9 protein-coding genes are annotated in these 14950 nt (G+C 71.3%); 6 read left to right on the top strand and 3 right to left on the bottom strand.

The genetic code is table 11. From position 1 onward, the window contains the following. The first annotated feature begins 222 nt into the window (after positions 1-222). Complete coding sequence (locus O7603_RS00445) at positions 223-1830, top strand: ricin-type beta-trefoil lectin domain protein (RefSeq protein WP_281573659.1); 1608 nt, start codon at positions 223-225, stop codon at positions 1828-1830. Between the two features lie 83 nt (positions 1831-1913). Here O7603_RS00445 and O7603_RS00440 read toward each other — a convergent pair whose 3' ends face one another. Next, the gene (locus O7603_RS00440) at positions 1914-3203 is read right to left on the bottom strand and encodes a DUF1479 domain-containing protein (RefSeq protein WP_281573658.1); all 1290 of its coding nucleotides are present in this window, start codon (positions 3201-3203) and stop codon (positions 1914-1916) included. Between the two features lie 86 nt (positions 3204-3289). On the opposite strand from O7603_RS00440, the gene O7603_RS00435 reads away from it, so the two are divergent. Further along, positions 3290-4447, top strand: a complete 1158-nt coding sequence (locus tag O7603_RS00435; RefSeq protein ID WP_281573657.1) for an ROK family transcriptional regulator — start codon at positions 3290-3292, stop codon at positions 4445-4447. A gap of 109 nt (positions 4448-4556) precedes the next feature. Here O7603_RS00435 and O7603_RS00430 read toward each other — a convergent pair whose 3' ends face one another. Then, positions 4557-5210: a M23 family metallopeptidase gene (locus O7603_RS00430; protein WP_281573656.1), complete on the bottom strand. Its 654-nt coding sequence runs from the start codon at positions 5208-5210 to the stop codon at positions 4557-4559. 259 nt (positions 5211-5469) lie between these two features. Here O7603_RS00430 and mmsA point away from each other — a divergent pair, with 259 nt between their 5' ends. The 4 genes from mmsA to O7603_RS00410 all read left to right on the top strand — a co-directional run bounded on the left by mmsA (position 5470) and on the right by O7603_RS00410 (position 10812). Continuing rightward, positions 5470-7017, top strand: a complete 1548-nt coding sequence (gene mmsA / locus O7603_RS00425; protein WP_281573655.1) for a multiple monosaccharide ABC transporter ATP-binding protein — start codon at positions 5470-5472, stop codon at positions 7015-7017. Continuing rightward, positions 7014-8312: a multiple monosaccharide ABC transporter permease gene (mmsB, locus tag O7603_RS00420; RefSeq protein ID WP_281573654.1), complete on the top strand. Its 1299-nt coding sequence runs from the start codon at positions 7014-7016 to the stop codon at positions 8310-8312. Before mmsA ends, mmsB begins: the two co-directional genes overlap by 4 nt. A gap of 48 nt (positions 8313-8360) precedes the next feature. Continuing rightward, positions 8361-9461 carry a sugar-binding protein gene (locus O7603_RS00415; protein ID WP_281573653.1) on the top strand — a complete coding sequence of 367 codons (1101 nt, stop codon included), beginning with the start codon at positions 8361-8363 and terminating at the stop codon, positions 9459-9461. Between the two features lie 109 nt (positions 9462-9570). Then, positions 9571-10812: an ROK family transcriptional regulator gene (locus tag O7603_RS00410; protein ID WP_281573652.1), complete on the top strand. Its 1242-nt coding sequence runs from the start codon at positions 9571-9573 to the stop codon at positions 10810-10812. 99 nt (positions 10813-10911) lie between these two features. Here O7603_RS00410 and O7603_RS00405 read toward each other — a convergent pair whose 3' ends face one another. Next, positions 10912-14943 carry a discoidin domain-containing protein gene (locus tag O7603_RS00405; RefSeq protein ID WP_281573651.1) on the bottom strand — a complete coding sequence of 1344 codons (4032 nt, stop codon included), beginning with the start codon at positions 14941-14943 and terminating at the stop codon, positions 10912-10914. Positions 14944-14950 lie beyond the last annotated feature (7 nt).

Raw genomic sequence — 14950 nt, 5'->3', positions numbered from 1 at the left:
CCGCGGAGGCTCCGTCGTGGACTGCCCGCGCCGACGAGTCAGCGATTGATATCGATGGTCATCCCTGCAATGATTAACACACTTTACAATTTGGATCCGCCGCACCGGGCAGGCCTCAACCACCGACGACCGGCGCCCCCGCCACGGCGACGCCGGTGACCGGCGTGCCCACCTCCGGCGGAGTCCCGACCTACCGCCTCCCGTGGTGGAAAGGACCAGGACATGGCGCGACGAACGGCCGGGGTCGCTCCCCGCCGCCCCCGCACCCGGTTGGCCGCCGCACTCACCGCGGCCGTTCTCGCCCTGCCGGCGAGCCTGATGGTCGGCGTCCACGCGGCGGCCGCGGCCGCCGTCGGCGCCATCACCGGGTACGGCGGCAAGTGCGTCGACGTGGCCGCGGCGAGCCCCGCCAACGGCACGCAGGTGCAGCTGTACGCCTGCAACGGCAGCACCGCGCAGCAGTGGACGGTCGCCGACGACGGCATGATCCGGGCTCTCGGCAAGTGCCTCGACGTGGCGGCCGCCGGCACGGCCAACGGCACCCGGGTGCAGATCTACGACTGCAACGGCACCGCGGCGCAACGGTGGTCGTCCACCGGCGGGCAGCTGGTGAACGCCAACTCGGGCAAGTGCCTCGACGCGACCGGCCCCAGCTCCGCCGACGGCACCCCCCTGCAGATCTGGACCTGCACCGGCGCCGCGAACCAGGCCTGGACCCTGCCCAGCGGCGGCACCCCTCCCCCGTCGGGCGGCTTCACCCACCCCGGGGTGCTGGTCAGTCGCGGCCAGCTCGACTTCGTCCGCGGCCGGGTGCAGGCCGGCGCGCAGCCCTGGACGTCGGCCTTCAACCAGATGATGAGCAGCCGATACGCCTCCCTGTCCCGGACCCCGGCGCCCCGGTCGGTCGTCGAGTGCGGCTCCTACTCCAACCCCAACCACGGCTGCACCGACGAACGTGAGGACGCGATCGCCGCGTACACCGACGCGCTCGCCTGGTACGTCACCGGAGACGCCCGGTACGCCCAGAAGGCGATCCAGATCATGGACGCGTGGTCCGCCACGATCACCGCGCACACCGGCAGCAACGCGCCGTTGCAGACGGGGTGGGCCGGCTCGGTCTGGCCGCGGGCGGCCGAGATCATCCGCTACACGTACGCCAGCTGGCCCAACGCCAGCCGCTTCGCCACCATGCTCCGCACCGTCTACCTGCCAATGGTCCGCAACGGCTCGAACAGCAACGGCAACTGGGAACTGACCATGATGGAGGCCGCCGTCGGCATCACCGTGTTCCTCGAGGACCGGGCCGCCTACGACTCGGCGGTCGCCCGCTTCCTCACCCGGACCCGCGCGTTCGTCTACCTGCCCAGCGACGGGGCGCTGCCGTACACGACGCCCGGCAGCGGCCTGGACACCAGCAGCGAGATCATCAACTACTGGCACGGGCAGTCCACGTTCGTCGCCGGCCTCGCCCAGGAGACCTGCCGCGACTTCACCCACACCGGGTACGGCATCTCCGCCATCTCCCACGTCGCGGAGACCTCCCGCATCCAGGGACAGGACCTGTACCCGCAGGTCGGTGAGCGGCTGCGGCACGCCCTCGGCTTCCACTCCCGATACCAGCTCGGCGAGCCGGCGCCCCCCTGGCTGTGCGGCGGCAGCCTCACCCGGGGCCTCGGCCCGATCACCGAGGTCGGCTACAACGCGTTGGCGAACCGCCTGGGCAACGCGATGACCAACACCCAGACCCTCACGGCACAACAGCGCCCGGCCGGCAGCAACAACCTCTTCGTCGCCTGGGAGACGTTGACCCACGGCGACAACCCGAACTGACCCCGCGGTACGGGTCGCCGCCGGTTCTCCGGCGGCGACCCGCAGCACCCGTGCGGCTTGTCGGGCGGGGTCGACGCGAGGGCTCAGGCCAGGCCGAGGCCGCGGCGGCCGGTGTCGTTGAGCTGGTCGGGCTGGAAGCGGTCGGGCCAGGCGCGCTCGTAGTGCTCGGCGGGGAAGTCGCCGGGGCTGGAGCCGGTGCGGAAGGCTTCCCGCACGGTCGCCGCGTACGCCTCGTTGCGGGGGCACCAGGGCGCTGCGGGGATGTACATCACGTTGCCCCAGCCCTTCTGGTTCCGGACCGGCGCGACACTGTGGATCATGTCGCAGTGCCACCAGACGGAGTCGCCGTCGGGGATGCCGGTGAGGGCCCGCATCAGCAGCGGGTGCCACCGCTCGCTGGCCGGGAACACCTGGTTGACGGTCACACCGCACATGTCGTCGTCGGGCACGTCGCTCAGCAGCGGCCGCAGCATCAGGTACGCCATGGCCTCGGGGATCGGGACGGAGTGCAGGACACCCTGATCGTGGTCCATGTCGGACAGGGCCGTCCAGCCCTGGAAGGTGCGGAAGGCGGAGCACATGGTGCTGCCCGGGTACTGCGGCCCGGCGGTGCGGTGCGCGGCGTCCCACGGGTCGTACTGCTCGACGGTGCCGTCGAACAGGCGCCGGAAGGCCCTCTGGTAGGCCTCGGTCATCCACAGGTCGAGGGTGCCGGGGTCGAGGTGGGTGCCGAGGCCGTTGGAGTCGGCGCCCTCGGGGCGCCGGCGGATGCGGTCGGGGTAGAGCGAGTCGCGGTCGGGGTCGAACCACCGCACCCCGTCGGACTCGTGCGTCCACTGGCTGTTGAGGAACGCCTGGACCCGGGCCATCCGGTCGCTCTGGCGGGCCTGCATCTGCGCCGGCGACCAGTAGATGGGGTAGATCTCGGGCTTGGAGCCGACGCTGCCGAAGAAGTCGTCGCCGGGCCCGCGGTAGTTCTCGAAGAACCGGTTGCCGTCGACGTAGTCGACGATCTCGCGGTCCCAGCGCAGGGCCTGGTCGCGGTCGAAGTGCCCGCGCACGACGAGGCACCCGCGCCGGCGCAGCAACGCGACCTGCGCGGCGGGCACGGTGCCGGCGGCGATGTCGGCGTAGTCGATGGCGGGCCAGATCGCCTCACCCCGCGCCCGGGCGGCGGTGATCTCGTCGACAGCGGCCTGGACGCGGCGCTCGACGACGGCGAAGACCTCCTCGACCGTACGGCCGGAGGCGGCGATGCGGGCGCGCAGCGCGGCCTTGACCTCGCGGATCGCGGCCGGCAGGTCGGTCGGGGTCTGCTCCCAATGCGGCAGGGCGGGCAACGGACTGGTGGCGGGCACGGCGGGGGCTGACACGGCGGCTCCTTCTAGTCAGCTCTCTTCTTGAATCGACTGTAGGGGCGCTCCCCCTTCTAGACAAGGGCCCTGACTAGAATCGCGGCGTGGATCCCGCCAAGCCGTCGCTGGAGCTGGTGCGGTCACTGACCGACGAGCACGTGCTGCGCGCACTCATGCGGCACCGGCGGCTGACCCGCGCGGAGCTGGCGACGCGGACCGGCATCTCGAGACCCACCGCGGGCGAGAGCGTGCGCCGGCTGACCGAACGCGGCCTGGTGGCGGACACCGGCGAGCGGACGCCGGGCGGCCGCGGCCGGGGTCGCGTGGGGTCGTACTACGCCCTCACCGCCGACGCCGGCACCGCGCTGGCGGTGAGCATCGCACCCGAGGGCGTCCGGGCCGAGGTGGTGGACCCCTACGGCGACGTGCTGGCGCGGACGGCGCGGACGATCAGCCGGCCGGCCCGCCCCACCCAGGTCGCCGCCGCGCTGCGGGCGGCGGTCGTCGAGATCCGCGAGGCCGTCGGCGCGGCACCGCGCGTCGCCGTCGTCAGTGCCGCCGACCCGGTGCACCGCGCCACCGGCCGGCTCGTCCACCTGCCCGACGCGCCCTTCCTCGTCGGCGAGCTCGATCCGGTCGAGATCCTCGCGCCGCACGTCGCCGGGCCGGTCGTCGTCGACAACGACGTGAACTGGGCCGCGCGGGCCGAGCGCGCGGGCCCCGGAGCGGAGGGCCTCGACGACTTCGCCTACCTCCACCTCGGTGAAGGACTGGGTTGCGCCGTCGTCACCGACGGCGACGTGCGACGCGGCCACCACGGCATCGCCGGCGAGATCGCGCACGTGGTCACCACCGGCCCGAAGGGCGAGGCGACCGCCTTCATCGAGGTGTTCGGCCACCTCGGCCTGCGCCGGGCCGGCTCGACGGCCGTCGACGTCGACCGTCTCCTCGCGGCGACCACCGCCGCCGACGCGCGGGCGACGGCCGTCCGCGCGACGGTGGCCGACGCGGTCTGCGGCGTCCTGGCCGCGGTCGTCGCGCTCACCGACCCGACGATCGTGGTCATCGGCGGTCCGTGGGGCGGCCACCCGCTGCTGATCGACGCCATCGGCGCGGCCCTCGGCCGCGCCCGCCGGCCGGTGCCGGTCCGCGCGGCGGCACTGACCGACGAACCCGCGCTGGCCGGTGCACGGAACCACGCCCTCACCAGCCTGCGGGCGGCCATCGTCGCGACCGCCCACCGGAATCCCCCGCCGGGGTGATCCTCGTCGGCGTCGACGGGGCGGGCGACCCCCGGGGCGCGTCCGGACGGGTCCGTTCGCGGAGGGACATCCGGCCGGCTGACCGGCACCTGGTGGCCCCCGGCCCCGGTCACCCGGCGGCGCAGTTGTTGCTCGTCCGCGTGACGGTGTACTCCCGGTCGTCGTGCGTGATGCCCGACGGCTCGCCGTCGAAGTGGGTCTCGACCTTGTCCCAGCCGCGGCGCTGTTCGTAGTGCAGGTGGGGCGCGCCGGAGTTGCCGGTGCTGCCCACCCTCCCGATCTGCTCGCCCTGCGCGACCCGCTGGCCGACCCGCACCAGTGGCGGTTCGAGCAGGTGGAGGTACTGCGTCTCCCACCGGCCGCCGTGGTCGATCTTCACCCAGTAGCCGCCGCCACGGCCGCGCGGGCCGTCCGGGTCCTCCGGGGTACGGCCGCCCAGCGAGCCGTTGATGCCCGCCTCGGTGACCTCGCCGGCGTACGAGGCCAGCACGGGCCTCCCCCACGCCTCGCCCTCGGTGGGGAACAGGTCGACGTCGTAGTCGTCGTGGCCGGGGTAGGTGCCGAGCTGCCAGGTCTCGCCGCAGGCGACGGGGAGTTGGAAGAGCGGACGGGGACCCGGGGGGCGCAGCAGCGGCACGACGGTCACGACGACGGCCACGAGGACGGCGAGCGCGCCGAGCACGCCGAGCACGCCGACGATCCGGAGGATACGACGCCTGGGGCGATGGTCGGAGTGGGGGCTGGTCGAACGGCCAGTGGTCACCGCCACGACAATGTCAGACCCTGGCAAGACAACGTTGTCCCGTGTCGACCGATGAGGAGAAACCGGACGTGGCGTGCGAAGGCGACACGGACCGCAGCGGACAACGTCTATATTGCCGGGTTGTTACGGAAATGTTGGCTTCCTCACTTGCGGATGAAGTTCTGTTCGCAATACGTTGCCGTACACAACAAAACCCATCCGGTGCTGGACCCATCCCCTCACGGAGGCATCCCATGACGTTGGCAAGGTGGCGCCAACGATGAACGACGCGCCGATCCTCCTGGAGATGCGATCCATCACCAAGGAGTTCCCCGGAGTCAAGGCTCTCTCCGACGTCAACCTCGTGGTGCGCGCCGGCGAGATCCACGCCATCTGCGGCGAGAACGGTGCGGGCAAGTCCACGCTGATGAAGGTGCTCAGCGGGGTCTACCCGTACGGCAGCTACGACGGCGACATCGTCTACCAGAACGCGGAAAGCCGCTTCTCGGACATCCGGAGCAGCGAGCACGCGGGCATCGTGATCATCCACCAGGAGCTCGCGCTGATCCCGCACATGTCGATCACCGAGAACATCTTCCTCGGCAACGAGCCGCGCAAGCGGGGCGCGATCGACTGGAAGGCCGCGAACCGGATGGCCCTGGACCTGATGGCCCGGGTCGGCCTCGAAGAGGACCCGGACACCCTGATCAAGGACATCGGTGTCGGCAAGCAGCAGCTGGTGGAGATCGCCAAGGCCTTCGCCAAGGACGTCAAGCTGCTCATCCTGGACGAGCCGACCGCCGCGCTGAACGAGGAGGACTCGCGGCACCTGCTCGACCTGCTGCGCGGCTTCCGTGAGCGCGGCATCACCTCGATCATCATCTCGCACAAGCTGAACGAGATCGAGGCGATCGCCGACCGGATCACCATCCTGCGCGACGGCCGGACCGTCGAGACGCTGGACGTCAGGGCCGACGGCGTCGACGAGGACCGGATCGTGCGGGGCATGGTCGGTCGGGAGCTGCACAGCCGGTTCCCGGACCACACCCCGAAGATCGGTGAGGTCTTCTTCGAGGTCCGGGACTGGACCGTCCGGCACCCGATCTCCGCCGAGCGGCTGGTCGCCAAGCACTCGAACTTCGTCGTACGCCGCGGCGAGATCGTCGGCTTCGCCGGCCTCATGGGCGCCGGTCGCACCGAGCTGGCCATGAGTGTGTTCGGTCGCTCGTACGGCGTGTACGAGTCCGGCACGGTGCACAAGGACGGCAAGGAGATCGTCCTGAAGTCGGTGGCGGACGCGATCGCCAACGGGCTCGCGTACGTCAGCGAGGACCGCAAGGCGATCGGCCTCAACCTGCTCGACGACATCAAGACGTCGACGGTGGCGGCGAAGTTGTCGAAGATCACGCACCACGGTGTGCTCGACGAGGTCGAGGAGTACCGGGCGGCCGAGGCGTACCGCCGGGACCTGCGGATCAAGGCCCCGACGGTCGACGAGGGCGTCAACAAGCTCTCCGGCGGCAACCAGCAGAAGGTCGTCCTGGCGAAGTGGATGTTCACGGACCCGGACCTGCTGATCCTCGACGAGCCGACGCGGGGTATCGACGTTGGTGCCAAGTACGAGATCTATGGCATCATCCAGCGGCTTGCGGACCAGGGGAAGGGCGTCATCGTCATCTCCTCGGAGCTGCCTGAGCTGATCGGTCTCTGCGACCGCATCTACACGGTGTCCGAAGGCACCATCACCGGCGAAGTCGCCCGCCAGGACGCGGACCCGGAAACCCTCCTGAAGCTGATGACCTCGACTAAGAAGATGCAGACACGATGAGCCGACTGAAGGAACTCCAGAAGAACCTCTTCGGAGGAACCACCTCCAACGCCCGCCAGTTCGGGATGATCTTCACGCTGGTCGCGATCGTCGTCCTGTTCCAGATCCTGACGGACGGGCTGACGCTGCGGTCGGACAACCTGATCGCGCTCTTCCAGCAGAACTCGTACATCCTGATCCTGGCCATCGGCATGCTGATGGTGATCGTCGCCGGGCACATCGACCTCTCGGTCGGCTCGGTCGCCGCCATCACCGGCATCCTGGTCGCCAAGGCGATGGCCGAGTGGGACCTGCCCTGGCCGGTGGCCATCATCTTCGGCCTCGCCATCGGCGCGATCATCGGCGCCTGGCAGGGCTTCTGGGTCGCCTACATCGGGGTGCCGGCGTTCATCGTCACCCTGGCGGGCATGCTGCTCTTCCGCGGCGGCAACCAGTTCATCGGTAACGCGAACACCATCCCGGTGCCGGAGGGCTTCCGGGTGATCGGCTCCGGCTTCCTGCCCGAGGTCGGGCCGAACACCGGCTACAACAACCTCACGCTGCTGCTCGGCCTCGCGGGCTGCGTCGCGGTGGTGTGGCGGGAGCTCCAGGCCCGCAAGACCCGCCGGGACATGAACGCCGACCCGATCCCGATGTGGATCTCCATCCTGCGGATGGCGGTCATGGTCGGTGTGCTCGTCTTCGTCTCGCTCCGTTTCGCCAGCGGCCGCGTCGGCACCAGCTTCCCGGTGTCCGGCATCATCCTGGTCGCGCTGGTGCTCGCGTACTCGTTCTACACCCGCAACACCGCGGGCGGCCGGCACATCTACGCGCTGGGTGGCAACGCCCGTGCGGCGGAGCTGTCCGGCGTGAAGCTCAAGCGGGTCAACTTCTACGTCATGATGAACATGTCCGTCCTGGCCGCGCTGGCCGGCATGATCTTCGTGGCCCGTTCGGCGGCCTCCGGTCCGCAGGACGGCAACGGCTGGGAGCTGGACGCCATCGCCGCGGTCTTCATCGGCGGCGCGGCCGTCTCCGGCGGCATCGGCACCATCAGCGGCTCGATCGTCGGCGGTCTGGTCATGGCCGTGCTCAACAACGGCCTGCAGCTGATGGGTGTCGGCACCGACCGGGTCCAGATCATCAAGGGCCTGGTGCTGCTGCTGGCCGTCGCCCTCGACGTCTACAACAAGCGGCAGGGACGCTTCTCGGTCATCGGGAGCATCACCCGCTCGTTCCGCCGGGACACCCCGGCCGCACCACCTCCGACGTCCGACGCGGACCGCGAGCCCGCCAAGGCACCGGTGGCCGGCTGACGCCGACCACTCCCCTCAATCACCACCCGAGAAAGGCACGCATCTCTCATGCGCAACATCATCGGCAAGGCGGTGGCCGTTGGCGCCATCGCGGCGCTTGCCCTCACCGCCTGCGGCTCCGGCCGTGACGAGGGCACCAGCGGCTCGGGCTCCGAGGCCAAGGGCTTCCCGGCCAACTCTCTGATCGGTGTGGCCCTCCCGGCCAAGACGTCGGAGAACTGGGTCCTCGCGGGCGACCTGTTCACCAACGGCCTCAAGGAGGCCGGCTTCCAGAGCGACGTGCAGTACGCGGGCGCGTCGACCACGGTCGCCGACCAGCAGGCCCAGATCACCGCCATGGTCACCAAGGGCGCCAAGGTCATCGTCATCGGCGCGACCGACGCCGCGCAGCTGTCGACCCAGGTCGCCGCGGCGCACGAGGCCGGCGCGAAGGTCATCGCGTACGACCGGCTGATCACCAACACGCCGGACCTCGACTATTACGTCGCGTTCGACAACTTCAAGGTCGGCCAGCTCCAGGGCCAGGCCCTGCTGGACGGCATGAAGGCCAAGAAGCCGAACGGCCCGTACAACATCGAGCTCTTCTCCGGCTCGCCGGACGACAACAACGCCAAGGTCTTCTTCGACGGCGCGATGGACGTGCTGAAGCCGGAGATCGACAAGGGCAACGTGGTCGTCGCCTCGAAGCAGACCGACGTGAAGCAGACCGCCATCCAAGGCTGGAAGGCCGAGGGTGCGCAGGCCCGCATGGACCAGCTGCTGACCTCGACCTACGGCAACAAGGAGCTGGACGGCGTCCTCTCCCCGAACGACACCCTCGCCCGGGCGATCATCACCTCGGTCAAGGGCGCCGGCAAGCCGGTCCCGGTCGTCAGCGGCCAGGACTCCGAGGTCGAGTCGGTCAAGTCGATCATGGCTGGCGAGCAGTACATGACCATCAACAAGGACACCCGCAACCTGGTCAAGCAGACCATCGAGATGGTCAAGGCCCTGCAGGCCGGTAACACCCCGCAGGTGAACGACACCAAGTCGTACAACAACGGTGTCAAGGTCGTCGACACCTACCTGCTCCCGCCGGTCGCCGTCACCAAGGCCAACGCGGCCGAGGCGTACGCCAACGACCCGAAGCTCTCGCCGCTCACCAAGTAAGCAGCGGGGGTAGTCAGAACGACGTCGGGTCCCGGATTCCTCCGGGACCCGACTTCGTCTGGCGCTCCGTCCAGTCATCCGGACAACACCAGACGAGAGGAGGCCGACCATGGTGCAACCCACGCTGTCCGGCCTCCCCCGTGCCCGCCCGACCCTGGACTCCCCGGCGCCCACGGCGCCCGGCGCCAGCCAGGAGGAGATCCGCCGGCAGAACCTCGGCGCCGTGCTGCGCTACGTCCACGTGCACGGCCCGACCACCCGGGCCGAGCTGACCAGCCGGCTCGGCCTCAACCGCAGCACCATCGGCGCGCTCGCCGGCGACCTCGTCGCCGCCGGCCTCGTCACCGAGGAGGTGGCGCCCAGCACCGCCCGCCGCGCCGGCCGCCCCTCGCTCGTGGTGAGCCCCCGCTCCGGAGGGGTCTACACGCGGGCGCTCAGCATCGAGGCGGAGCGGCTACGGGCCGCCCGCATCGGCCTCGGCGGCCGCATCCTCGACCTGCGCGAGACCGTCCGCCCCGGCGGAATGTCCGCCGTCGACGCCGTCGGCCCGCTCGCCGACCTCGTCCGTGAGATGGAACGCGACGTCGAAGTCGACGGGCTCTGCGTGGGCGGGGCGGTCGCCGTGGCCGACACCGCCCGCGACGGCGACGGACGGATCCGCTTCAGTGGGCCTGACGAGACGCTCCGCGGCGCGTTCGAGGCGGAGTTCGGCGCCGGCCCGGCGTTCCTGGCCGGCGACCTCGCCGACATCGCCGGCCTCGCGGAACACATCCGCGGCGCGGGCGCCGGCAGCGGCAATCTCGTGTACCTGCACGGCGACCTCGGCGTCAGCGCCGGACTCATCATCGACGGCCGGCTCGTCGTCGGCCACCGGGGACACAGTGGCAAGGTGGGCCACATGGTCGTCAACCCCGACGGCCGGCCGTGCTGGTGCGGCTCCCGCGGCTGCTGGGTCACCGAGATCGGCGAGGAGGCGTTGCTGCGGCACGCCGGCCGGGAGCCGGGAGCGTCGGGCGCGGCCCTCGAGGTCCTTCGCGCGGCCGCGGACGGCGAACCCACCGCCCAGGCCGCCGTCCACAAGGTCGCCGAGTGGCTCGGCTTCGGCGTGGCCAATCTGATCAACATCATCAACCCGGACGCCGTAGTGCTCGGCGGCTCCCTGCGGGACATCTACGCCGCCGCGTCGGACACGGTGCGCCGCCGCCTGGACGAGCTGGCGCTGCCCACGTCCTGGCCGCAGGTGCAGTTGCGCACGGCGGCGCTCGGCTGTGACGCCGCCCTGATCGGCGCCGCCGAACTTGCCTTCGAGCGCCTGCTGGCCGACCCGCTCAACGTCGGCGTCCCGGGCTGACCCGCACGACGGGGCGGCGTGGGCGGCCGGCCGGTGCGCGGCCGGCCGCGACGGCGCCCGCGGTCACCGGGTCGCCGGTGGCCGCGGGCGATCGCCGGGCTAGTGACCGGCCGAGTTGTACGCCCGCGCCGTCACCCGGACCTGCCGCGGCGTGTGCGGCCGCTCCGGCCAGGAGATGCCCACCCGACGCTCCTCGCCCGGCAGGAGCCAGAAGTAGTTGTCGTCGTAGCGGGCGGGCAGGACCCGGTTGCCCTCGGAGTCACGGACGCTCAAGCGGACCAGCGCGGCGACGCTGTCACCGGTGTTGCGTACGGTCGTGACCACCGTGGCCCGGCCGGCGGTGGAGCGTACGGCGCCGGTCTTCGTCGACAGCCGGCTCGGCGCCAGGTCGTTGAGCGCCCGCATCTCCTCGGCGGCTCCGTACCGCCAGTAGGTGTTCTCCGACAGCAGCCGGTCGCGGCTGTCCCGCAGCTCCAGCCGGATCAGGTGCAGCCCGGCCCCGTCCGGCGCGGCGAGCGCGAACGCGGTCGAGGTGGACGAGGGCGCGACGGTCACCCGCTGGCGCTGGGACGCGCCCAGCGGACGGCCCCGGAGATCGTACCGGCGGGCGGTGACGGTGGCGCCGGTGAGGGCGGCGGCGGTGTGGTTGACCGCCCGGACCCGCCAGGTGCCGGGGTCGGCCTGGACGTGCAGCGGCTCGCAGGCCTTGCGGGAGCCGAAGTAGGCGCCGTTCACGTCGAGGTCGTAGTCGTACGTCTGCCAGACGGTGCTGTGCCAGGCCGGGTGCGACATCCACAGCAGCAGGCCGGTCGCGTCCTGCCACAGGTTGGCGTTCCACGCCTCGAACATCGCGCGGTGGCTCTCGTAGTTGACGAACTGCGCCCGGGTGGCGAACTCCTCCAGCGAGCCGGACTCGCCGAGCCGGGCGTCGATCGCCGCCTGGTAGGTGCCGACCCGTTGGTTGCCGATGGTCGACCAGTCGTGGTGGTTCCACACCTCGCTGATCGGCCACTCCGGTTGGTCGCCGACGAGGTTGCGCATGCTTTCGACGACCGACACGACCGGCATGCCGATCTCGGTGTGGAAGCCGAAGGAGTCGGCCTCGTAGATCGTGTTGTCGACGTACGTCGCCGGGTCGACCCAGTGGTACGGCCCGCGTCCGCTGACGATGCCGGCCGCGGAGTTGGGGATGTAGAGGATCTCCGGGTGCTCGTCGGCGACGGCCCGCGCGAGCCCCGCGTTGACGATCGGCGGCGGGTCGCCCTCGTTCGCCCCGCACCACACGACGATGCTCGGATGGTGGCGGAACCGGCGGATCGTGTCGGCGGCGATGTCGACGTAGCCGGGCGGGTCGGGCAGGAACTGGCCGGCCTGCCAGAAGTCGTTCCAGACCAGGATGCCCTGCTCGTCGCAGGCCCGGTACAGCTCCTCGCGGTTGCTGCTGCCGAGCCAATTGCGGATCATCGTGAAGTTCATGTCGCGGTGCATCTCGACGGTGTCGGCGAGCCGGTCCGGCAGCACGCGGCGCAGCAGCTCGTCCCAGCCCCAGTTGCCGCCCCGGGCGAAGACCGGCACCCCGTTGACGGTGATCTTGAGTTCGGTGATCTTGTTGCTGACCGACTTGACGTCGGTCCATCGCTGCCCGTCGTCGGAGACCTGGATGACGAACTCCCGGGCGTAGGCCTGTTCCCAGACGATGCTGACCTGGTCGAAGGTGACCGGCGCGCCCAGGTCGACCTGGATCCACTGGTCGTCCTCGTACTTCGACGACCAGCGGGTACGCGGGTTGCCGTCGACGGCCCGGTCCGGGCCGTTCGAGTCGCCGTCGGAGGACGAGGCGGTCGCGGTGGCATGCAGGGCCAGGTCGACGTCCGGCTGGGCCTGCCGCCGCACGGAGAGCGTCCACATCGAGACACCCCACGAGGTGGCCCGGGTGCCGGCCTGGATGCGCAGGTGCCGGGCGGTCTGCGCGGGGAAGGTCTCGACCTGGGTCGCCCGGCTGCCGAGCGGGGTCTCGTTGCTGACCGACGTCACGTCGGTCCAGGTGTCCCCGTCGTCGGAGACCTGGACGCGGTAGTCGAGCGCGTACGCCTGCTCCCAGACGACGGTGACACGGTCGAAGTCGACGGCGGCGCCGAGGTCGACCTGGATCCACTGGTCGTCCTCGTACTTCGACGCCCAGCGGGTGCCCGGGTCGCCGTCGACGACGTTGCCGGCGACGTTGCTGTCGTTCTCCGCCGAGGAGGCGCTGGCGGTGCGGCCCCGGGCCAGGTCGGCGCCGTCGCCGTCGGCGACCGACAGCGACCACATCGAGATGCCCCAGCCGGTCGCGCGCTGGCCGCCCTGGATGCGGACGTGCCGGGCACGCCGCCGGTCGAAGGTGACCGTCTGGGTCGCCGCGCCGCCGACGAACTCCAGCGGAGGCGTGCCGGGCGGCGAGATCTGGATCGGCTGGTGCCAGTCGTAGCCGAACTCCCGGATGCCGAAGCGGACGCCGCGCCGGTCGCTGATCCGGCCCTGGACGGTGGCGGTGATCGCGAGGTCGTGGAGGTGGGGTTCGCCGTAGCCGTTGGGCCACCAGAGCCTGGGCTCGGTCAGCCGCAGCGCGCGGAACCGGTCCGGGGCGAACGCGACGGTGGTGGTCCCGCGGGCCGGCACGGTCACCGTCTGCTCGACCTTGACCTTGTCGAACTGCGCGCGGACGGTCACCGTGGTGGCGGTGTCGGCGGCGTTGCGCACCGGCACGGCGATGGTGACCTCGGCCGAGCGGGTGTCCGGCAGCTTCGGCAGCATGGTCTTCACGTACGGGTCGCCGACCACCGCGGCGCCGGTGCTGCGCAGCCGCACGTGGTCCCAGAGGCCGCTGACGCGGTCGCGGACGGCGGGCATCCAGTCCCAGCCCGACACGGCCAGGTAGGTCGGCGCGTCGAGGTAGTGGTTGGCCGACTGGAGGAAGGTGCGGCCGTCGGTGCCCTTGTCGCCGGGCGTGCCGGGGTGCGGCATCGGGGTGACCCGGACGGCGACGACGTGCTCGGAGTGGCCGGCCAGGGCGTCGGTGATGTCGTAGGCGGCCCGGGCGAACGGGTGCGCGACGGCGCCGACCTGCTTGCCGTTGACCCAGGTGGTGGCCTCGTGGTTGATGCCGTCGAATTCGAGCCAGACGTGGCGGCCGGGCGAGGTGTCCAGGCCCCGGGGCAGCCGCAGCGCCCGCCGGTACCACCAGCTGTGCCGGGACAGCGCCTCGGGGATGCGCAGGTTGTTGAAGCCGGAGACCGGGTCGGGCAGGTACCCCCGCTCGACGAGGGTGCCCAGTACGGTGCCCGGCACGGTCGCGGGCAGCCAGTCGCGTACGTCGACGCCGGGAGAGGACAGGACGGCGCCGTCGGCGCCGCCGGCGAAGTCGTCCATCGTCAGGGCCCAGCCGGACTCGAGCGGCACGCTGCCGTCGGCGGCGACTCTCAGCTCGGGTACGGGCCGGGTGTTACCGCGCTCCCAACTGGTCCAACCCTCGGCCGCCGGGCGCGTGCCGAGGGCGGTGCCGTAGACCTGGAAACCGTTGAGCCCGACCGGGTTGCTGTTCGACCGCTTGGTGGCGGTCATCCGGACCCAGCGGGCGTCGACCGGCTCGGGCAGCCGGATCGCCTGGACGCCGCCCAGGCCGTCGCCGGTCTCGTGGACCGACCGCCAGGTGTGCCCGTCCGAGGAGACCTCGATCCGGTACGCGACCGCGGCGCTGGACAGGATCTCGTCACCGTCGGTGTGCGTGTAGTCGCCGTCGAACGGCCCGTCGGCGAGCGTGGCCTCGAAGACCAGGGTGACCGCCTCGACACGGCACAGGGCCTGCAGGTCCACCGAGATCCACTGCGGACCGCCGGGGGCGGCCCGCCACCCACTGCCCCGCACGCCGACCTGCGGCAGCCCGTCCACGGCGAACGCGGCGGGCGTCGGCGCGTAGTCCGTCGAGGAGACCGCCACCGGCCGGTACCGGGCGAGGTCGGTGGGCGGCGGCGTCGTCGCGGGGGCCGCGGACGCGATGGCGTCCGGCAGGACCGCGGTCACGCCGAACGACGCGAGAAGTGTGGCCCCGGTGGACAGGAAGGTGCGGCGCGATACGGACGGCGACTCGGGCATTCATGCC

Source organism: Micromonospora sp. WMMD812 (assembly GCF_027497215.1).
Taxonomy (GTDB): domain Bacteria; phylum Actinomycetota; class Actinomycetes; order Mycobacteriales; family Micromonosporaceae; genus Micromonospora.
This window is presented reverse-complemented; position numbering and strand designations above follow the sequence as displayed.

Coding starts and splice junctions, on each gene's coding strand:
- O7603_RS00445 (WP_281573659.1), top strand. CDS start 223: ATGGCGCGACGAACGGCCGGGGTCGCTCCCCGCCGCCCCCGCACCCGG.
- mmsA (WP_281573655.1), top strand. CDS start 5,470: ATGAACGACGCGCCGATCCTCCTGGAGATGCGATCCATCACCAAGGAG.
- mmsB (WP_281573654.1), top strand. CDS start 7,014: ATGAGCCGACTGAAGGAACTCCAGAAGAACCTCTTCGGAGGAACCACC.
- O7603_RS00415 (WP_281573653.1), top strand. CDS start 8,361: ATGCGCAACATCATCGGCAAGGCGGTGGCCGTTGGCGCCATCGCGGCG.
- O7603_RS00410 (WP_281573652.1), top strand. CDS start 9,571: ATGGTGCAACCCACGCTGTCCGGCCTCCCCCGTGCCCGCCCGACCCTG.
- O7603_RS00405 (WP_281573651.1), bottom strand. CDS start 14,943: ATGCCCGAGTCGCCGTCCGTATCGCGCCGCACCTTCCTGTCCACCGGG.